Origin of the sequence: Kitasatospora sp. NPDC059571 (genome assembly GCF_042735675.1) — a bacterium.
In the GTDB taxonomy this organism is placed as follows: domain Bacteria; phylum Actinomycetota; class Actinomycetes; order Streptomycetales; family Streptomycetaceae; genus Kitasatospora.
The window spans coordinates 1-19,771 of record NZ_JBHWBW010000109.1 but is presented as its reverse complement, the minus strand read 5'-3'; the positions used below and the strand labels follow the sequence as shown (position 1 = coordinate 19,771).

General features: G+C 70.8%; 17 protein-coding genes. 5 read left to right on the top strand and 12 right to left on the bottom strand.

The window, feature by feature from the left end; genetic code table 11:
• Window positions 1-98: 98 nt before the first annotated feature.
• The 4 genes from ACFV0G_RS15315 to ACFV0G_RS15300 are packed head-to-tail and all read right to left on the bottom strand — an operon-like array spanning window position 99 to window position 4,000.
• Window positions 99-1,316, bottom strand: a complete 1,218-nt coding sequence (locus tag ACFV0G_RS15315; RefSeq protein ID WP_380546773.1) for a M20/M25/M40 family metallo-hydrolase — start codon at window positions 1,314-1,316, stop codon at window positions 99-101.
• The gene (locus ACFV0G_RS15310; RefSeq protein ID WP_380546771.1) at window positions 1,313-2,077 is read right to left on the bottom strand and encodes an amino acid ABC transporter ATP-binding protein; all 765 of its coding nucleotides are present in this window, start codon (window positions 2,075-2,077) and stop codon (window positions 1,313-1,315) included. The genes ACFV0G_RS15315 and ACFV0G_RS15310 overlap by 4 nt, the downstream gene beginning before the upstream one ends.
• A gap of 5 nt (window positions 2,078-2,082) precedes the next feature.
• Window positions 2,083-3,045 carry an amino acid ABC transporter permease gene (locus tag ACFV0G_RS15305; protein ID WP_380546769.1) on the bottom strand — a complete coding sequence of 321 codons (963 nt, stop codon included), beginning with the start codon at window positions 3,043-3,045 and terminating at the stop codon, window positions 2,083-2,085.
• Between the two features lies 1 nt (window position 3,046).
• Window positions 3,047-4,000, bottom strand: a complete 954-nt coding sequence (locus ACFV0G_RS15300) for an ABC transporter substrate-binding protein (protein ID WP_380546767.1) — start codon at window positions 3,998-4,000, stop codon at window positions 3,047-3,049.
• A gap of 387 nt (window positions 4,001-4,387) precedes the next feature.
• Between ACFV0G_RS15300 and ACFV0G_RS15295 the strand changes: the two genes are divergently transcribed.
• A complete protein-coding gene (locus ACFV0G_RS15295; RefSeq protein WP_380546765.1) occupies window positions 4,388-4,534 on the top strand; it encodes a hypothetical protein in 147 nt (48 codons plus the stop codon).
• 247 nt (window positions 4,535-4,781) lie between these two features.
• On the opposite strand, the gene ACFV0G_RS15290 is transcribed toward ACFV0G_RS15295, so the two are convergent.
• From ACFV0G_RS15290 to ACFV0G_RS15265, 6 genes are all read right to left on the bottom strand, one after another.
• On the bottom strand, window positions 4,782-5,858 hold the full coding sequence (locus tag ACFV0G_RS15290; protein WP_380546763.1) for a lyase family protein: 1,077 nt from the start codon (window positions 5,856-5,858) through the stop codon (window positions 4,782-4,784).
• A gap of 187 nt (window positions 5,859-6,045) precedes the next feature.
• The gene (gene ppdK, locus ACFV0G_RS15285) at window positions 6,046-8,754 is read right to left on the bottom strand and encodes a pyruvate, phosphate dikinase (RefSeq protein ID WP_380546761.1); all 2,709 of its coding nucleotides are present in this window, start codon (window positions 8,752-8,754) and stop codon (window positions 6,046-6,048) included.
• Between the two features lie 565 nt (window positions 8,755-9,319).
• Window positions 9,320-10,426 (bottom strand): tRNA dihydrouridine synthase DusB, encoded by a 1,107-nt coding sequence (dusB, locus tag ACFV0G_RS15280; protein ID WP_380546775.1) that lies wholly within the window; start codon window positions 10,424-10,426, stop codon window positions 9,320-9,322.
• Window positions 10,427-10,769: 343 nt separating this feature from the next.
• Window positions 10,770-11,558, bottom strand: coding sequence for a DUF4097 family beta strand repeat-containing protein (locus ACFV0G_RS15275; protein WP_380546759.1), 789 nt, complete (start codon window positions 11,556-11,558; stop codon window positions 10,770-10,772).
• Window position 11,559: 1 nt separating this feature from the next.
• Window positions 11,560-12,204: a response regulator gene (locus ACFV0G_RS15270; protein WP_380546757.1), complete on the bottom strand. Its 645-nt coding sequence runs from the start codon at window positions 12,202-12,204 to the stop codon at window positions 11,560-11,562.
• Window positions 12,192-13,454: a histidine kinase gene (locus tag ACFV0G_RS15265; protein ID WP_380546755.1), complete on the bottom strand. Its 1,263-nt coding sequence runs from the start codon at window positions 13,452-13,454 to the stop codon at window positions 12,192-12,194. The genes ACFV0G_RS15270 and ACFV0G_RS15265 overlap by 13 nt, the downstream gene beginning before the upstream one ends.
• 135 nt (window positions 13,455-13,589) lie before the next feature.
• Between ACFV0G_RS15265 and ACFV0G_RS15260 the strand changes: the two genes are divergently transcribed.
• Window positions 13,590-14,084, top strand: a complete 495-nt coding sequence (locus ACFV0G_RS15260; protein ID WP_380546753.1) for a hypothetical protein — start codon at window positions 13,590-13,592, stop codon at window positions 14,082-14,084.
• 137 nt (window positions 14,085-14,221) lie between these two features.
• Here ACFV0G_RS15260 and ACFV0G_RS15255 read toward each other — a convergent pair whose 3' ends face one another.
• Both ACFV0G_RS15255 and ACFV0G_RS15250 read right to left on the bottom strand, forming a co-directional pair.
• Window positions 14,222-14,416 carry a hypothetical protein gene (locus tag ACFV0G_RS15255; protein WP_380546751.1) on the bottom strand — a complete coding sequence of 65 codons (195 nt, stop codon included), beginning with the start codon at window positions 14,414-14,416 and terminating at the stop codon, window positions 14,222-14,224.
• A 30-nt stretch (window positions 14,417-14,446) separates the two neighbouring features.
• Window positions 14,447-15,364 carry a helix-turn-helix transcriptional regulator gene (locus ACFV0G_RS15250; protein WP_380546749.1) on the bottom strand — a complete coding sequence of 306 codons (918 nt, stop codon included), beginning with the start codon at window positions 15,362-15,364 and terminating at the stop codon, window positions 14,447-14,449.
• A 102-nt stretch (window positions 15,365-15,466) separates the two neighbouring features.
• On the opposite strand from ACFV0G_RS15250, the gene ACFV0G_RS15245 reads away from it, so the two are divergent.
• The 3 genes from ACFV0G_RS15245 to ACFV0G_RS15235 all read left to right on the top strand — a co-directional run bounded on the left by ACFV0G_RS15245 (window position 15,467) and on the right by ACFV0G_RS15235 (window position 19,458).
• Window positions 15,467-16,897, top strand: a complete 1,431-nt coding sequence (locus ACFV0G_RS15245; protein WP_380546747.1) for an MFS transporter — start codon at window positions 15,467-15,469, stop codon at window positions 16,895-16,897.
• 66 nt (window positions 16,898-16,963) lie between these two features.
• The gene (locus ACFV0G_RS15240; RefSeq protein ID WP_380546745.1) at window positions 16,964-17,542 is read left to right on the top strand and encodes an NADAR family protein; all 579 of its coding nucleotides are present in this window, start codon (window positions 16,964-16,966) and stop codon (window positions 17,540-17,542) included.
• A 1,115-nt stretch (window positions 17,543-18,657) separates the two neighbouring features.
• A complete protein-coding gene (locus tag ACFV0G_RS15235; RefSeq protein ID WP_380546743.1) occupies window positions 18,658-19,458 on the top strand; it encodes a hypothetical protein in 801 nt (266 codons plus the stop codon).
• Window positions 19,459-19,771 lie beyond the last annotated feature (313 nt).

The following is a 19,771-nucleotide window of genomic DNA, read 5'->3' as shown; positions in this document are numbered from 1 at the left end:
CCACCCGGGCTGGTGCCCCCGTACCCGCCCACCGACGCCCCCGGGTCCGGGCCGTCTGGCCAGTGCACGCAGGAAGGATCCGGCGTGCCACTGGCAGCTCAGTGGCGGCGCAGGCGTTCGATCAGTGCCGCAAGGAGGGCGATGCGGCTCGGCACGCTGGCCGTGTCGAGCCACTCCTGGGGGCTGTGGTCGGCTCCGCCGATCGGGCCGAGGCCGTCCAGGGTGGGAACTCCCAGACCGGAGGTGAGGTTGGCGTCACCGACACCGCCGGTGGACGCGCCCTTGATGTCGAGACCGAGTTCGCGGGCGGCTTCGCACGCGAGCGTCAGAAGCGCCTGGGCGGCCGCGGTGTTCTCCATCGGCGGACACAGGTCGACCTCCTCGACCCGGGCCGAGGTCCCGTCCACCCGCGTCACCGCAGCGGCCTCGCGGATCGCGGCGATGGCCGTGTACAGCCCGGCCACGGTGGTGGCTCGCACTTCGACCTGCAGCTCCGCCTCGGGGCAGACGATGTTGGTCCGGGTCCCGGCCCGCACCACACCGACGTTGAGGGTTACCCCCGTCCAGCGGCCGTTCAGGGCCTGGAGGGCGACGACCAGGTGGGCTGCGGCCAAGGCGGCGTTCGCACCGCGTTCGGGTTCGATGCCGGCGTGTGCCGCGCGCCCGGTCACCGTCACCAGGAGGTCGGCGACGCCCTTGCGCTCCACGACCAGGTCGCCGTTCTCGCGGGCGCACTCCAGGGCGAGCGCGAAGTCCGCCCCGGCGGCGATCCGCTCGGTGACCGGACGGCTGGCCGGGGAACCGATCTCCTCGTCCGGCGTCGCAAGGACAACCAGTTCCGCGAAGGATGCCCGCCCGTTCACGGCAAGCAGTTCGGCTGCCGTGACGCCCGCGAGGAGGCCGCCCTTGTCGTCGCTCACGCCCGGGCCGTGCGCCAGAGTGCCGTCGGTGCGGAAGGGGCGCGCGGCAGCCGTGCCGTCCTCGAAGACGGTGTCCATGTGCCCGACGAGGACGATCCGAGCACCACCGGCCGCCGGGGGAAGGCTGCCGGCGAGCCGGGCGACCAGCACGTCGCCACAGGCGCGGCCGTCAACGGGACCGACCGGGATCCGCTCGGTGGTGAAGCCGATCCCCTCCAGGCGCCGCGCCATCCAGGCGGCGACCCGGTTCACGCCGTCGGCACTGTAAGACCCGGAGTCGAGAGCAACCAGTTCCGCGAGATCGTCGAGGTAGCGGGGCAGCGCGGCCTCGGCAGCGGCCAGGAGGCCGGCAGCGGTGCTCGCCGGGGGGCACGCCTGGTTGGCGGGGGCGCTCACAGGACCTTGGACAGGAACGCCTTGGTGCGCTCCTGCTCCGGATCCACCAGCACCCGACGCGGATCGCCGGACTCCAGGACGACACCGTCGTCCATGAACACCGCCGTGTCGCCGACCTCACGCGCGAAGCCGATCTCATGGGTCACGACGACCATCGTCATGCCGTCCGCGGCGAGGTCCCGCATGACGTCCAGAACATCGCCGACCAGTTCCGGGTCGAGTGCCGAGGTCGGCTCGTCGAACAGCATCAGCTTGGGCCGCATGGCAAGGGCCCGGGCAATGGCGATGCGCTGCTGCTGGCCGCCGGACAGCTGGGCGGGGTAGTGGTCGGCGCGGTCCGCGAGACCGACGCGCTCCAACAGGCGCCGCGCCTCGGCACGGGCGTCGGCCTTGTTGACGCCGGCGACCTTGATCGGCGCTTCGATGATGTTCTCGAGGGCGGTCATGTGGGGGAACAGGTTGAACCGCTGAAACACCATGCCGATCTCGCGCCGGCGGTCGGCGACCTCGGATTCCCTGAGCTCGTACAGGTGGCTCCCGGACTGCCGGTAGCCGACCAGGTCACCGTCCACGGTGAGCCGGCCGCCGTCGACCTTCTCCAGGTGGTTGATGCAGCGCAGGAACGTCGACTTGCCGGATCCGGACGGACCCAGGAGACAGCAGACCTGGCCGCGCTCGACGACGAGGTCGATGCCCTTGAGAACCTCGAGCTTGCCGTACTGCTTGCGCACGCCTTCGGCGTGCACCATGGGCTGGGGCATCGTGGTCAGCCCTTTCGATTGCGGGTGAAGGCGGCCAGCTCGCCGACGCCGACGAACATGCGCCGCAGCGGGGACACCTGGGACATGCGGGCGGTGCCTCGGCCGTAGCGCCTTTCCAGCCAGGCCTGCGGGACCGAGAGCACGGTGGTCAGCGCGAGGTACCACAGGGCGGCGACGACGAGCATCGGGATGACCTGGTAGTTCTGTGCGTACACGTCCTGGATGTTGGACATCAGGTCGTGGGCCGCGATCACCGAGACGTAGGCGGTGGTCTTGAGCATGTTGATGGTCTCGTTGCCCATCGGCGGGATGATGACCTTCATGGCCTGCGGCAGGACGATGCGGCGCATCGTCAGGGCCGGCTTCATCCCGAGCGAGTGGGCGGCCTCGGCCTGCCCCGGATCCACGGACTGGATGCCGGCGCGGACGATCTCGGAGGCGTACGCGGCCTCGTTGAGGCCGAGGGCGAGCAGCGCCGCGATCGAGGGGGTGAGCAGGCTGTTGGTGTCGAACTGCACGAAGGTGACCGTGGTGAACGGGATGCCGATCATCACGTGCTTGTAGAGCGCCGCGGCGTAGGCCCAGAAGATGATCTGAACGAGCAGCGGGGTGCCGCGGAAGAGCCACACGAACAGTGAGGACAGCCCGTACAGGACGGGGCTGGCGGACAGTCGCATGACGGCGACGAGGGTGCCGAGTGCGAGACCGACGGCCATGGCCGCGACGGTGAGCCACAGGGTGGTGATCAGACCGTCGAAGATGAGGCCGGCGAAGAGGTAGTGGCCGACGACGTCCCAGTGCAGGTTGGGGTTCTTGGCGAGGGAGCCGATCAGGCCGACGAGGGCGAGCAGTGCGACGACTGCGGCGATCCATCGACCCCAGTGGCGGACGGGAACGGCGGTGAGCTCCTCGGCCGGCACGCGGGTGTGGCCGCGGGTGTCGGCCGCGGGGTGGGCGGGGGTGGTCATCTCAGTCCACCGCGCTGTTCTTGGTGGCCTGCTTGACGGCGATGGAGGCGACGCCGTACTTGCCGTAGATCTTGGCGAGGGAGCCGTCGTCGATCAGCTGCTGCAGGGCCCTCTGCACGGTGTCGGTGAGCTGGGGCAGATTCTTGGAGATCGCGATGCCGTTCGGGGAGGCGTTGTAGCCACCGAGGGCGGCGGGGTCGTCGACGACCTCGAAGGTGGCGCCGTCGTCGGCGGTCTTGGCGGTCCAACCGGCGGCGGGCTTCGTGAGGACGTCGGCGACGACCTTGCCGGAGCGGAGCGCGAGCTGGGCGTCGGAGTCCTTGGGGAAGGTCTGCAGGTGGATCTGGCCCTTGCCGAGTGCGCGACAGGCGTCCTGGTGCTTCTCGAGGAGCTTCTGCTGGTTGGTGCCGGTCTGCACGGCGACCGAGCGGTCGCACAGGTCGTCCAGGGTGGCGACCTTCTGGGGGTTGCCCTTGGCCACCATGATGCCGGTGCCGGAGGCTGAGTAGTCGACGAAGTCGACGACCTGCTCGCGCTCCTTGTTGTCGGTGATGGCGGAGATGGCGGCGTCGTACTTGCCGGCCTGGATGGCGGGCACGATGCCGTCGAACTTCTGGGCCTGGAACTCGAACGTGACGCCGAGCTTCGCGCCGAGTGCCTGGCCGAGGTCGTAGTCGAGGCCGGCCATCTCCTTGCTGCCCTCGGAGACGTACATCTCGAACGGCGGGTAGGGGATGTCGGTGGCGACACGGACCTTCCCGGCCTTCTTGATCGCCTCGGGCAGCGCGGCGTGCAGGGCGGAGTCCTGGGCGATCGTGACTCCCGCGATGGTGGCCGGGGTGGCGGCGGCGTCGGACGTCGCGCTGCTTCCGCTGTCGCATGCGGACAGCGAGAGGCATCCGGACAGGGCGAGGGAGGCAAGCAGGAGCGGTCTGCGGAAGACGAGGGAGGTCACGTCGCTACCTTTCGGGAACCTTGGCGGCGCCGGTGATGCCGCGCCGCGAGCCATGACGTTACATCCATGGCACGCACATGAACAGATGTAATGAAGGATACGAATAGGTAACGGCTGGTCGCCCGCCGCTGCGCAGCAGCGTTCCCGCATCACAGGGCCAACTCCCGACCTCGACCCGCCGTTACATCTACAGATTTTTGAACTTCACATGTACCTTCCGTTCCTGGCGCTGTTCTGTGCCCCGCCCCACCCCCAGCGCGCCGGTCTGCCCTGCCCCTGACAGAGGGCGGGCCTCTCCGCCGGCGCCCGCCTTGTCGCCGCCTTCGGCATCGACGAGGACACCGCGCTCGTCGTCACCGACCCCGCTGGGCCACCGAGACCGACACCGTGGTGGGCACGAACGGCGTCTCCAACTTCGACCTGCACACAGCCACCGTCGGCACCCACAGCGGCCACTGGTCGATCGACGACGTCGAGTGGCAGCCGCGACGCCTACACCTCCGGCACCTGGACGGCCGCCTGCACCATTCGTGAACGCCGGCAGCAGCACCTACCCGTACGGCATCAGCTACGAAGGCGGTCCGACGTTCGAGGCCGGCCTCACCAGGGGCGGCGGCTACCAGGCATGGAAGAGCGGCACCGCTCTCTCTCCTTCGCCAACCTCAACACCCACCTCTACGTGCACTGGTTCGCCCACCGCGCCGCTACCGGCCACGGTGAGACTTCCGGGGCCGGCCCGATGCACAAGGGCCGGCCCCACCGCGCCACCGCTCAAGGGCGGCTAATGGCCCGCCAGCCGGCGCGGGTCGAGCAGCTCGTCGAGGAGCTCACCAGGCAGCACACGGCTCTCCCCTGCCAGCTCGCGCACCGACCGGCGCTCGGTAACCGAACGCCGCGCCAGCTCTGTCGACGGCCCGTAGCCGATCAACGGGTTCAGCGCGGTTGCCAGCACTGCCGACCCCCGGACATGGGCCAGGGCACGCTCCTCGTCGGCGCGGATGCCGGATACACATCGCCGGGCCAGCAGGCGGCAGGCTGCGGACAGGCGGGCCAGGGATGTGAGCAGCGCATGGGCCATGAGCGGCTCGAAGGCGTTGAGTTGGAGCTGGCCGGCCTGCGCTGCCAGAGCCACCGCAGCGTCCGCCCCCACAACGTCGAAGCACACCTGGGTGACGGCCTCGGGTATCACCGGGTTGACCTTGCCGGGCATGATGCTGGAGCCGGCCTGGAGTTCGGGAAGGCGGATCTCCGCCAAACCGGCCTGCGGGCCGGAGGCGAGGAGCCGCAGGTCGTTGCAGACCTTGATGAGGCGCAGTGCGATCCGGCGCAGGGCGCCGGAGACCTCGACGAACGCGCCGACGCCTTGGGTGGCCTCGATCAGATCGCGCGCCGGGTGCACGGGCATGCCCGTGATCCGCGCGAGGTGCCGGGTGCAGGATTCGGAGAATCGGGGGTGGGCGTTGAGGCCGGTTCCGATGGCGGTCCCGCCGAGATTCACCTCGCACAGCGCGTCGGCGGCGCGGGTGAGGATCGCCGTGTCGTCGGCCACTCCGAGCGCGAATGTGCCGAATTCCTGCCCGAGGGTCATGGGGACGGCGTCCTGGAGCTGGGTTCGGCCGAGCTTGACGACGTCCGTGAAGGCCCGGGCTCGTTCGGTGAGGGTTTCTGCGAGTAGGGCCATTGCACGGTTCAGGTCGGCCGCGGCGCCGTGGAGGGCGACCTTGACTGCGGTGGGGTAGGCGTCGTTGGTGCTCTGGCCGAGGTTGACGTGGTCGTTGGGTCCCAGGCGGGTGTAGTCGCCGCGTTGAGCGCCGAGCAGGTCGAGGGCGCGGTTGGCGATGACCTCGTTGGCGTTCATGTTTGTGGTGGGGGGGGGGCGGGGGGCGCGGGCGGGGGGGGGCGCGGGCCCCTCGTGTGCGACCCCCCCCCCCCCCCCGGCCTTCGTACGACGGCTCTCCTGCGCCGAGCTCCGTCGTACGCCCCTCCCCTACGGAGGGGGTGCGGTCAGCGATGGGACCGCGCTGGGGTAGAGGTACTTACCCTCCTCAGCGCGAGTCGCTGCCCGCCGTCTCAAGGGCGGCGCGGCCTGCCTCCAGGCGCGCCACCGGGATCCGGAAGGGGGAGCAGGACACGTAGTCCAGACCCACCTCGTGGAAGAAGTGCACCGAGTCCGGGTCGCCGCCGTGCTCGCCGCAGACGCCGAGCTTCAGGTCCGGGCGGGTGGCCCGGCCGGCCTCGGCGGCCTGGCGTACCAGCGAGCCCACGCCGTCCCGGTCGATCGTCTCGAACGGGCTGACACCGAAGATGCCCTTCTCCAGGTACGCGGTGAAGAAGCTCGCCTCGACGTCGTCCCGGGAGAAGCCCCAGACCGTCTGGGTCAGGTCGTTGGTGCCGAAGGAGAAGAACTCCGCAGCCTCCGCAATCTGACCGGCGGTCACCGCGGCCCGCGGCAACTCGATCATGGTGCCGAGCTTGATGTCCAGCTGGACGCCGGTCGACAGGGCGACCTCGGCCAACACGCGCTCGCACTCGTCCCGGACGAGCTCCAGCTCCTGGACGGTGCCGACCAGCGGGATCATCACCTCGGGACGCGGGTCGCCGCCGGCCAGTCGGCGCTCGGCCGCGGCCTCCGCGATCGCGCGGACCTGCATCCCGAACAGGCCGGGGATGACCAGGCCGAGGCGGACACCGCGCAGACCCAGCATCGGGTTCTGCTCGTGCAGCTTGTGCACGGCCTGGAGCAGGCGGAGGTCGTTCTCGTTCGGGTCCTTGCGGGCCTCGGCGAGGGCGACGCGCACCGACAGCTCGGTGATGTCGGGCAGGAACTCGTGCAGCGGCGGGTCGAGCAGGCGGACGGTGACCGGCAGGCCGTCCATCGACTGGAACAGCTCGACGAAGTCGCCCTTCTGCAGCGGCAGGAGGCTGGAGAGGGCGGTCTCGCGGTCCTTGTCGTTGTCCGCGAGGATCAGGTGCTCGACCTCCTTGCGGCGCTCCTCACCGAGGAACATGTGCTCGGTGCGGCACAGGCCGATGCCCTGGGCGCCGTAGCGGCGGGCGCGGTTCGCGTCCTCGGCGTTGTCGGCGTTGGCGCGGACGGCCAGGCGGCGGCGGACGTCGGCGTGCGACATCAGGCGGTGCACGGCCTGGACCAGCCCGCCCTGGACGTCGGCGCCGGCGTGCAGGGTGCCCTCGAAGTACTCGACGACCGGGGACGGCAGCACCGGGACCTCGCCCAGGTAGACCTTGCCGTTCGCACCGTCGATGGAGACCACGTCGCCCTCGTGGACGACCTGGCCGTCGGAGGTGGTGAACTTGCGGTTCTTGGTGTCCACCTCCAGCTCCTCGGCGCCGCAGACACAGGTCTTGCCCATGCCGCGGGCGACGACGGCCGCGTGCGAGGTCTTGCCACCGCGGGAGGTCAGGATGCCCTCGGCGGCGATCATGCCCTCGAGGTCGTCCGGGTTGGTCTCACGGCGGACGAGGATGACCTTCTCGCCGGAGCGGGACCACTTGACGGCGGTGTACGAGTCGAAGACCACCCGGCCGACCGCGGCGCCGGGCGAGGCGGCGATGCCCCAGGCGACCGGCTTGGTCTCGGAGGTGGGCGCGAAGCGCGGGAACATCAGCTGGGCCAGCTGGCTGCCGGTCACCCGGTGCAGCGCCTCGTCGAGGTCGATCAGGCCCTGGTCGACCAGCTGGACGGCGATCCGGAAGGCGGCCGCGGCGGTGCGCTTGCCGACCCGGGTCTGCAGCATCCAGAGCTTGCCGCGCTCGATGGTGAACTCGATGTCGCACAGGTCGCGGTAGTGCGTCTCGAGGGTCTGCATGATGGTCATCAGCTCGTCGTACGACTTCTTGTCGAGCTGCTCGAGGTCGGCCAGCGGCAGGGTGTTGCGGATGCCGGCGACGACGTCCTCGCCCTGGGCGTTCTGCAGGTAGTCGCCGTAGACGCCCTGGGCGCCCGTGGAGGGGTCACGGGTGAAGGCGACGCCGGTGCCGGAGTCCTCGCCGAGGTTGCCGAACACCATGGTGCAGACGTTGACCGCGGTGCCGAGGTCGTTCGGGATGCGCTCCTGGCGGCGGTACAGCCGGGCGCGGTCGCCGTTCCAGGAGTGGAAGACGGCGTAGATGGCGAGGTCGAGCTGCTCGCGGGGCTCCTGCGGGAACTCGCGGCCGGTCTCTCGGAGCACGATGCCCTTGAAGGTCTCGACCAGGGCCTTGAGGTCCTCGGCGGTGAGGTCGAGGTCGTTGGTGGTGCCCTTGGCGTGCTTCGCCTCGTCCAGGGCCTCTTCGAACAGCTCGCCGTCCACGCTCAGCACGGTCTTGCCGAACATCTGGACCAGGCGGCGGTAGGAATCCCAGGCGAAGCGCTCGTTGCCGGCCTGGTCGGCAAGGCCGACCACCGAGGCGTCGGAAAGGCCGATGTTCAGGACGGTGTCCATCATTCCGGGCATCGAGAACTTGGCACCCGAACGGACCGAGACCAGCAGCGGGTTGTCGGCCTGGCCGAGCTTCTTGCCCATCTCCGCCTCGAGCGAGGACAGGTGGGCGCTGATCTCCTCGTGCAGGGAGGACGGCTCACTGCCCGTCTCCAGGAAGACCTTGCAGGCGTCGGTGGTGATGGTGAACCCCGGAGGGACGGGGAGACCCAGGTTGGTCATCTCGGCAAGGTTCGCACCCTTTCCGCCAAGAAGATCCTTGAGGTCCTTGTTTCCTTCGGTGAAGGAGTAAACAAACTTCTGCTGCGCCGCCACGGGTCGGTCTCCTCGCACACGGTTGCCCTGACGCCGGAGAACATACCCATTTCGAAGGCGCTGTCGCGGACCCAATAGGCCGTACGAGCTTCAGAACCAGCCGTGACCCGACAGATCGAATGCCTGACGGGGCGTTCACCTCTGTTGGTGAAATCGTCCGGCTGACGCTAGCGTGTGTTCAAGTAGTGAACACGACGAAACCTGAAGATCACACGATGCCGACGGAGAGTAGCGGCTGATCGTCCACCGTGTTGCCCCGGCTTGATTTCCTGCAGCCAGGTGCACCGATCGGGCGGAAAGCCCCTTCGGGAAGCGATTCGCCCCTTCGGCGCCCTGCACGACCCTGACGGGCCGTCAAGCGACCAGCTTATGTGGCAAGCGTCACGACCGCATCTCAGCAGCCGGGCGTAGCTCGACTACGCCGTTGACTACATTCCGTCTACTCGTAGGTACGTCTCCGTAACCAAAATCCGCCAGAAAGGAGCCCTCTTGGCCAGATCGTCCAAGAGGGCCCGTCCGGGTCGGCAGACGCTCGATTCAGCCCGACTTGGCCAGGCTGTACAGGTCATCCACCAGAGATGTCCGATTCGGCGTCCATGCTGGGGAGCGCGCAGTCGTACGGGTCGTCCAACCAGCCGTCCGGCAGCACCACGCGGTTGTTTCCGCTCGTCCGGCCACGCGGACCGTCGGCGCCGAGCGGCCACACCTGGTCCGGATCGATCAGCGCCAGCGTCTCGCCCAGCTCCGCCAGCGAACTGGAGTTGGCCAGCCGCACCCGCAGCTCGGACCCGACCGAGAAGCCCTTGGTGTACCAGGCGACGTGCTTGCGGAAATCGATCACCCCGCGGGCCTCGTCGTCCAGCCACTCCCCGAGCAGCTGGGCATGCCGCACCATGGCCGTCGCCACCTGCCCGAACGTCGGCCGCGCATAGTCGACCTCGCCCTCGAACACGGCCACCAGGTCCTTGAACAGCCACGGCCGCCCCAGGCAGCCGCGGCCCACCACGACACCGTCGCAGCCGGTCGACCGCATCATCCGCAGCGCATCGTCGGCCGACCAGATGTCGCCGTTGCCGAGCACCGGGATCCCGGCCGGCACCGACTCCCGCAGCCGCGCGATCGCCGACCAGTCCGCCGTACCGCCGTAGTGCTGTGCCGCCGTCCGGCCGTGCAGCGCGATCGCCGAGACGCCCTCCTCCGCACCGATCCGACCGGCGTCCAGGAAGGTGAGGTGGTCGTCGTCGATGCCCTTGCGCATCTTCATCGTCACCGGCAGGTCACCGGCGTTGGACACCGCCTCGCGGAGGATGTCTCGGAGCAGGTTCCGCTTGTACGGCAGGGCCGATCCCCCGCCCTTGCGGGTGACCTTCGGAACGGGGCAGCCGAAGTTGAGGTCGATGTGGTCGGCCAGGCCCTCGTCCGAGATCATCCGCGCGGCCTTGCCGACGGTGACTGGGTCCACGCCGTACAGCTGGATCGACCGCGGCTTCTCGCTCGGGTCGAACCTGATCAACTGCATCGTCTTGGCGTTGCGCTCGACCAGCGCCCGGGTGGTGATCATCTCCGAGACGAAGAGCCCCTTGCCGCCGCTCTGCTCCCGGCACAGGGTGCGGAACGGCGCGTTGGTGATGCCCGCCATGGGCGCCAGCACCACGGGGGGCCACACCTGCATCGGCCCGATGTTCAGGGGTGCGAACTCGGAACCGGCGGACGGGGCGGCATCGACGTGGTCGACCGTGTCGGGCGTGCTGGTCATGCGTGGCAGTCCTCGGAGGAGGGGATCGGGACTCTCCATTGTCCCCTACCCATGGCCCTGCCCGGCGGGCAGTACGAAGGGGGTGGTGGTGGGCTGCTTGGTTGGTGGTGGGCGGCCTGGTGGGCGGTGGGCGGCCTGGTGGGTGGTGGGCGGCTTGGCGGGTGGTCCGGCTTGGTGGGGTGGGGCGTTGGGGTGGTGGGGTGGGGTGGGGTATGGGTCGGGGCCGGTAGGTGGTGGTGAGTGGGCGGGCGGGCTCGGCTCAGGTGGGGCTCACGGTCACTTGGGCCGAGCCGGAGGTGGTGGTGATGTCGACCCGCCGTTGGGAGGCGTCGTCGGAGATGGTCGGGTTGACGTCGAGCGAGCCGGAGGTGGTGTGCGCGGTCACGCGGTAGCGGGTGCCGTCGGTGGGGAGGCTCAACATGAGCTGGCCCGAGGTAGAGGTCAGTGCCACCGATTCCGGCGGACCGGCCAGGGAGAGGATGACCTGGCCCGAGGTGGCGGCGGCCCGGACGGTGGGTGATGTCAGTCCGTGGCCGACGATCTGGCCCGAGGTGGCCTGGGCCCAGACCGCTCCGCTCAGCCTCTCCAGCTGAATCTCGCCGGAGCCGGTCTCCGCATGAACGTCACCGGACAGCCCGCTCGCGCTGAAGGACCCGGAGGTGCCGGAGGAACGGACCGACACACCGCCTCCCACCCGTACGGTCACCACGGCAGCGCAGTGCAGGGCCCGCGGGAAGGTCCGGCAACGGACGGATATTCGGAGCGTTCGGTCGTGCATGCTCTGATTCACCACCGGGCGGGCCAGTGTCCAGGCCGCCGTGGTCTGGACGGTTGTGCGATCCGGCGGACCCGCCTCGATCCTGACCTCGGCGCTCCCGGCATCAATGTCGATCGCAGCCACCGGCGAGAAGTAGGTCTTGTTCTCCGTGGCGTGCTGCTGGGCCAATGTGACGACCGCAGCTGCTCCGGACGCCACCACGACCACGGCGATCACCAGAATGCCGATGGTGCGCCAGACGGACCGGCCGGCGGCGCGGACGGCGTCCATGTCAGCCCACCCCCAGGAAGTGCACCACTGCCAGCACCCGGCGGTGCACGGCATCGGTCGGCGGGAGATCGAGCTTCATGAAGATCGCGTTGATGTGCTTGGCGACCGCACTGTCACTGATCACCAGCGCCGACGCGATCGCCGTGTTGGACCGGCCCTCGGCCATGAGGGCGAGCACATCCCGCTCACGGGGTGTGAGCTTGCCCAGCGGGTCGCGATCCTTGCGGACCAGGAGCTGGGCCACCACCTCCGGGTCGAGGGCCGTGCCGCCCTCGACCACGCGCTGGAGCGCCTCGACGAAGTCGTCGACGTTGGCGACCCGCTGCTTCAGCAGGTACCCGACACCACGGGTGTTGGTCGACAGCAGATCCGCCGCGTACCTCTCCTCCACGTACTGCGACAGCAGCAGTACTCCGACCTCGGGCCACTGCCGCCGGATCACCAGAGCGGCCTTCACCCCCTCGTCCGCGAAGTCCGGTGGCATGCGGACGTCCACCACCACGACGTTCGGACGGTGCTCCTCGACGGCCGCCAGCAGCGCCTCCGCGTCCCCGACCGCGGCGGCCACCTCGTAGCCGACGCTCTCCAAAACCTTGATCAGGCCGACCTGGAGGAGAACGGAGTCCTCGGCGATCACAGCTCGCACGGCAGCTCCACGGTGATAGTGGTGGGGCCCCCGCGGGGGCTGGAGAGAGTCAGAGTCCCGTCCACCGAGGCCGCGCGTTTGCGCAGCCCGGTGAGACCGGTGCCCCGGGAGGCGTCGGCGCCGCCGACCCCGTCGTCGTCGATGACGATGCGGATCACATCGCCCGTGCGTCTGACTGACAGGTCGACGCGGGAGGCACGCGCGTGCCGGGCCACGTTCGCCAGTGCCTCGGAGACGGTGAAGTAGGCCACCGCTTCGACCGCCGGCGGAACACGGGCAGGGAGGTCGACGTCGAGGTGCACCGGAACGGGACTGCGTGCTGCGATGCCGGACAGCGCGGCATCGAGCCCTCGGTCCTCCAGCACCACGGGGTGCAGGCCCCGCACCAGGTCGCGGAGCTCCTCGATCGCAGCCTGGGCCTCCTCATGGGCCTCGACGATCACTTGCATGGCCTCCGGTGGGACGTTCTTCAGGGTGCGCCGGGCCAGTCCCAGATTCATCGCCAGGGACACCAGCCGCTGCTGCGCCCCGTCGTGCAGATCCCGCTCTATCCGGCGGCGCTCCGCGTCCGCCGCGTCGACGACGCCGGCACGGCTCTCGGCGAGGCTCTCCACACGCTGTGCGAGCAACTCGGCGCGGTTCGGACCGAGCAGGGACCGCGCCGCCCATTCCTCGGCCGCCGCCACCCGGCGCGCCGCCCAGGAAGCAGCGAGGAGCAGCAGCAGGCCGCCGACCGTGACCCAGCCGAGCACGGTCGTCCAGCCCGGCCCCGAGTGCAGCGGGTGATGGGCCGGCAACGCCCACACCCACACGAGGACGCTCGCCATGGCGAGGCCGATGCCCCATCCCGCGAGCACCAGCAGCGCCCCGGTGGCGAGCAGCGGCGCCACCACCAGGTGGTAGGCCGCCTGGCGCCAGGTCATACCGGCTCTGAGCCGTGCCGACCAGCCCGCCTCGCTCGGCAGGCGGCCGGGGATCCGCACACCCCGCAGGGCGGCGAACCGGTTGCGCTGGGCCGCCGACAGCAGATCGAGGCAGACGAGCACGAGGATGAGCAGGGGCCCGAAGCTCTTGACGTCAAGGGTGGTCAGAAGGACGGGAAGGGAGAGCGGGATCCCGGCAGCGATGAGCAGGGTGTCCTGCCGGGCCTCGTACGCCCATGGCGCGTACCGAAGCCAGGCGGCACGTCGGCGCCACGGGCCGTGGCGGCCCGCCGGGGCCTGGCGAAGGTGGAGCGCTGAGTCCGACATGCGGGAAAGGCTAGTTGGCGGTCGATCAGCTCCACCATGTCGCCTGCTTCAGTCTTCGGGGTGTACCTGGCTACACCCCGAAAACGGATGCCTGCGCTAACGACGAGTCGGCCTCGGATCGCGAGTCTTGTCGGCATGACGAACACGAACCAGCAGGACATCGAGCTCGTGCAGGGCCGGGCGGCCGCACCGGGCGGCGGAGTGCACTCACCGGGGGTCGACGATCCGTCGGCGGCCGGCAACCCCCTGGCCGGCTTCGGCCCGTGGTCGGTGCGGTGCGCCTCGGGCCGTCGCGGGCGCGCCGCTCTGGAGATCTACGAGGACGGCGAGTTGTTGGACGTCATGGTCTCCACGGCGCTCGGCGACGGCTTGCTCCGCGGGGCCCGGCGCTGCGCGGTCGGATCCGCCGGCACCGACGCCTTCGCCTGGGGCAGACTCCCGTCGGACGGCACGGTCCCCCCGGTGGTCTTCACGGCGGGGTGGCTCACCCGGCGCAGTCATGCCGCTCGTGCGGTGCCGGTTCTGGGTCGTTTCTGGCTCGCGCGGTGCACGGCCGACGCGATCACCGGAGTGGCAGTCCGTCAGAGTGACGGTCTGGTGGCCCGGTTGCCGGCGAGGCAGGCGTCATGAATGTGCACCGCCTCCTGATCGGCTGCGGCGTCGTGCTGCTCCCCTGGGCGGGGGTCCTGGCGGTCGGGGGTCTCCCCGGCTGGGCACTCCTCGACACGGTCGAGGCGGCAGCGCTGGTGATGGCAGGGTCGCTGCTGTCAGCGGGCCGGGCCGGTCACCGCCTGCCGGCCCTGCTCGCCGCGGTGCTGCTCGTCGGTGACGCACTCTGCGACACCGCTTCGGCCGATTGCCGGGCCGAGCTGGTCTCCTCCGTCGCGATGGCCCTCGCCGCCGAGCTGCCACTGGCGTTCCTCTGCGGCTTGCTCGCCCTGGGCGCCGGTGGCCGGCCCCACGACACCGCCTCGACAGGTCGGTGCGTCCTGCTACGCCCCAGCTCGAGAGAGAGTCGCCAGCGCCTCCAGCCTGCGCCGGGTCTCGTCGTCCTGCGGGGTGTAGGCGACCAGCCGGGGGCCGAGCCGCGGCCCGAGCCAGAGGTTGGTGTACTCGAACCGCAGGAGTCCCCCGTCGGGCAGCAGGAACCGCTTCAGCCCGTTGCCCAGCCCCGCGACCTCGTGCTGCTGCCAGACCGCCTCGAACTCGGGGGACGCCTGGCGCAGCCTGGCCACGAGCGTCTTCCAGGCCGGCTCGGCTCCGTGGTCCGCCATGGCCGCCCGGAATCGCGCCACCATGCTCGTCCTGGCCTCGTCGAGGTCGACGAGCGACCGCTGGAAGAAGGAGTCGGTGAACAGCAGCCACATGAGGTTGCGGTCCTCGAACGGGAGCTCGTCCAGGTCCCCGACGATCCAGGTGTACGGGCGGTTGTAAGCGAGCACGTCGTAGCGGTTGTTGAGCACTGCGGCGGGCATGGGGTCGATCTGTGTGAGCAGGAGGCGGATCGCCGGAGTGACGGTGGAGCACTCGACCACCGGCGAAGGGTCCTCCGAGCCGGCCAGCACGAAGAGGTGGGCGCGCTCCGTGGGGTCGAGCATCAGCGCACGCGCGACCGAGTGGAGGACCTGCGCCGATACCTGGATGTCACGTCCCTGCTCGAGCCAGGTGTACCAGGTGACACCCACCGTTGCGAGCTGCGCCACCTCCTCGCGACGAAGCCCCGGCGTCCGGCGGCGACCGGTCACCGGCAGACCCACCTGCTCGGGCGAGATCCGCTCACGCCTGCTGCGGAGGAAGGCCGCGAGCTCGTGGCGTCGCTGGGCCGCCGACTGAGCGGCGCCGATCCGCCCGTACTCGACCGGGTCGAGGACGGGGGCGGGGGCGGGGGCGGTCGTCGCGGTGGTAGCCATGCTGCCAAGCATGCGCCTTCGCGGAGACGGTTGCCAGGTACTCGTTATACCTGGATAAACACTGTCTGGTACCAGGGTCAAGCAGGCCGGATCGTGGTAGTCGTGACTCAACAACTCACCCTTCCACGGATCACTGTCCGCACGGCGACGACGTCCTCCCTCGGTGTGGCGGGTCTCGTGACCGTACTTCTCGGCGCCTTCCTCCCGATGCTCGACTTCTTCATCGTCAACGTCGCCCTGCCGACCATTGACCGGGATCTCGCCGCCGGTCCGGCGGTGCTCGAACTGGTCGCGGCGGGCTACGGCATCGCCTTTGCCGTCCTGCTCGTCCTGGGCGGGCGACTCGGTGATGCGTTCGGGCGACGGCGGCTGTTCATCGCCGGCGCCGGCGCGTTCGCGCTGACGTCGCTGGCCTGCGGCCTGGCGCCCACCGCCTGGGCCCTGGTCGCGGCCCGTGTGGCCCAGGGGGCGTCCGCGGCACTCCTGCTGCCCCAGGTGCTGGCGACGATCACGGCTGCCAGCACGGGTGCGCAGCGCGCCCGGGCCTTGAGCATCTACGGAGCCGTGGGCGGCGTCTCGGTCGTGATCGGCCAGGTCCTGGGCGGCATGATGGTCTCCGCGGACCTCTTCGGCACCGGCTGGCGTGCGGTGTTCCTGCTGAACGTCCCGTTCGCGCTGCTGACCGCTGTCCTCGCGGTGTCCCACGTCCCCGAGACGAGGGCGCCGCACGCGGCCGGGGTCGACCTGCTCGGCACGGGGCTGCTGACCGCCGCCCTGCTCGCGCTGTTCGTCCCGCTGATGGAGGGCCGCGCCGTGGGGTGGCCGCTCTGGACGTGGCTGTCCCTGGGCGCCTTCCCGCTCCTCGCCGCGGCGTTCGTCGCCGTGGAACGCAGGACCGAGCGATCGGGCCGCGTCCCGCTGGTTCCGCCGTCGCTGCTCCGGATCCCCGAGATGCGCCACGGCCTGGGTATCGCGCTGCCGTACTTCACCGGCTTCGGCGGCTTCATGTTCGTCGTCGCGATCATGCTGCAGCAGGGCCTGCGGCTGGGGCCGGTCGCAGCGGGGTGGGCCCTGGTGCCGATGGCCACCGGCTACTTCGTCGCCTCGCTGTCCGGGCCCCGGCTCATCGGGCGCTTCGGCAGCCGCGTGATCACCGCCGGCGCAGTTGTCCAGGGCGCGGGCCTGCTCACCCTGATGGCGACCGTCCTGGCCGACTGGTCCGACTTCTCCCCCCTGCGGATGCTTCCTGGGGTGGCGCTGGCAGGGATCGGCCAGGGGCTGATCGGTACGCCGCTGTTCCGCGTGGTCCTGTCCAAGGTCCCCGCGGAGCGGGCCGGCGTCGGCAGCGGTGTATTGGCGACCGCGCAGCAGTCGAGCCTGGCGCTCGGGGTGGCCACGCTCGGGACTTTGTTCCTCGCCCTCGCCCCCGGGCTCGGGATCGCCCACGCCCTGGCCCTCGTCCTGGCCCTGCAGTTCGGAGGTTCGCTGGTCATCGCAGGTCTGAGCGCACGGCTTCCCCGGTCGGTGGGGTGATGCCAGACGCTCGGGCCGCGGGAAAACAGGGAGCCGGGTGGCGATCCCGGGTGGGAGGATGACCGCATGACCACCGCCTCTCCCACAGACCCGACCGACGCCCGAACCCGCGAGGAGTTGGAGTCCGTCGTGGCCTCGGGAGGCCGTCCCCGCTATCTGCTGTTCTGGGGTCACCGCCCCGAGCCCGACGGGCGGATCGGTGCCGGTTCGTTGAGTCAGTGGTGGCCGTCGTCGTTCACCGTCGAGGGCGTGACCTACCGATCTGCCGAGCACTGGATGATGGCCGGCAAGGCCAGGATGTTCGGCGACGAGGGGACGCGCGAGCGGATCCTGAACGCCCGGACGCCCGGTGAGGCGAAGAAGCTCGGACGGCTGGTGAGCGGCTTCGACGAGCAGCGCTGGACGGCCGAGCGGTTCGAGCTGGTCGTGGAGGGGAACGTGGCCAAGTTCTCGCAGGACGAGGACCTGCGGTCCTATCTGCTGGGGACCTCTCGGCGGGTACTCGTGGAGGCGAGCCCGCTCGACCGGCTCTGGGGCATCGGGCTCGCCGCCGACCACGAGCACGCCACCCGACCCTCCCAGTGGCGTGGCCTCAATCTGCTGGGCTTCGCCCTGATGGAGGCCCGGACCCGGCTCGCCGGCTGACCGCACCCCCGCGCCAACCCCCGCACCAACCCCCGCGCCAACCCCGACTCGCCGCGCCACCGACGTCGCCACCGGACCTCACCGGCGCATCGCACGAACACCCGCATCAACCGCCCGACGCCCCGCCGTTGTCCGGTCCGGCCGAGCCGCACAGCCCGGCAAATCGATCTCCCGACCGTCAACCTGCTTCGCTCACACCACCGTTCATCGAAAGACAGCGGACTCACGCCTGTAACACGACTGCCGTATCGCTTCGCGAGGATGGCTCGCAGGCAGGGCCAGGGGCCGGCGGGCGGCCCCGCGGCGGAGAGGGCTGGTCGGCGGCGATGACGGTGCAGGAGCTGGGCGAGACGACAGCGGGCATCCTGGCGATGCGAGCGGAGCTGGACGAACTGCTGCGAGCCCGGCAGTACGCCACGCAGCGCGAGCGGCGGCTGGCCGAGGCCGTCCGCGCGGCCGGCGAGCCGGACCGCGCCCACGGCTACGCACAACCGCATCGCCACCCGGATCCCGAGCTCCTGCGACAACTCGTGCAGGCCCAGACGTTGAGGGAGGGCCTCGGCGCCCGGTGCCTGGAGTTGAGCGAACGCCTGTTGGCCCTGGAGGACATGCTCCGGCACGGCGGAGTACCCATCCCCCGGCAGGGGGACGGCGGCCCCACAGCTCCGGCTTCGACACCACCGTCCACAACGGGAGTACCGACCGGGCCGACCGGGCCGACGGGGTCAGCGCCTACGACGACGCAGGCAGCAGCACCGAGGCGCAAGCGTCCGACCGGTGCTCGGTTCGGCGGCGTCTACGAGGAGTCGGCCGACGCTCCGGACCAGGCCGCAACCACAGCCGGCACGGCAGCGGGAGCAGGGCTTTCGGACCTCGGCGTGGGCCGTCCGACCACTGCCACCGTGCGCGGCGCCCGGTTCGGCGGTGTCCGACAGACGTCATCGGAAGACGGGGCAGGCCAACACGGACACACCACCGGCGGCCCCGACGGGGATTCCGCCGAGGCCCGGCCGGGCGCATCCAGCCGTACGGGGCAGGCCGCTGCCGCACCGAACACCCCACCGCGGCCGCGCGCCGACCACGAGATCGCCGCGCTGGCCGGGAGGATCACGGAGTTGCACCGTCGCGGCGCAGCACAGGAGTCCGCGGCGATCGCGGCACAGGCCGCCGTCACGCTGGCGCCCGCGGACGTCGTCCGGCTGGCCGGCCACCTGCGCGCGGGCGGTCCGTACGGCGCGTCAGGCTATCTGGCCCGGGCCACGGCGCTCGGCCACGCCCGGCAGGCGGCCGACACGCTGGCCGAGCTGCGCAGGGCAGGACTGGTGGACGAGGCCGCTGAGTTGTTCCACGCACTCTGGGGTCTGCCGGCCTCTGCGCTCCCCGATCTGCTGGCCGCTCTTGAGCAGGCGGGGCAGGCCGCCGACGGGCAGACCCTGCTCTGGGAGTGGGCCTCAGCTCCCCCGGGAGAACTCGCCGGGCTCGCAATCGGGTTGTCGGCGGCCGGCCGCGACGGCGATGTCCGGGCCCTGCTGCGCCAGACCGCGGGCCGCCCGGTCGCCGAGGTCTGCGCGACCGTCGGTGAACTGGCGGCCGGGCACGGCACAGCCGATGGCTCCTCGACGGCGGACGGGGGCGGCGCTGCCCACGCCCGTTCCGGCGGTTCCGGGGAGGTGGGCCGGTTCGCCGGTCTGGCCTCCCAACTGGTGCGGGAGGTGGCGACGATGAGGTCCGCTGCAGACCTCGGCGACTTCGCGAAGGCACTCGTCGATCAACCTGCCCTGTACGGGACGCTGCTGGACGCCGTGACGGCACTGGACGAGGGCAGGTCCCGCAACGCGTTGGCGGTACTCCGCACGGCGGGGCTGCCGACCGCCGCTCCCGCCGGGCGGCCCGGCCGGCTCCGCGGCCGCCGCTGACCTGCGACGCACCGACGCACCGACCACCCCACGCACGCACGCGCACGCCCACACACCCGCATCCGCATCCGCATCCGCATCCGCACCTGACGCTGCCCCGCCCCCGGACACACGTCGGCCCCCTCTGTTCCGTCCCCGCACACGGCAGGACGGACGGAGGGGGCCGACGGAGCAACCGGCGAAGCCGAGACCCGAATCCGGGCCCCGGGGCCGGGGGGGCGGGGGGCGGCCGCGCCGGCCCCGCGGCGCGGGCGCGGGGGCGCGGGGGGGGGCCCGCCGCGCCCGCCGCGCGGGGGCGGGCCGGCGCTCGCGC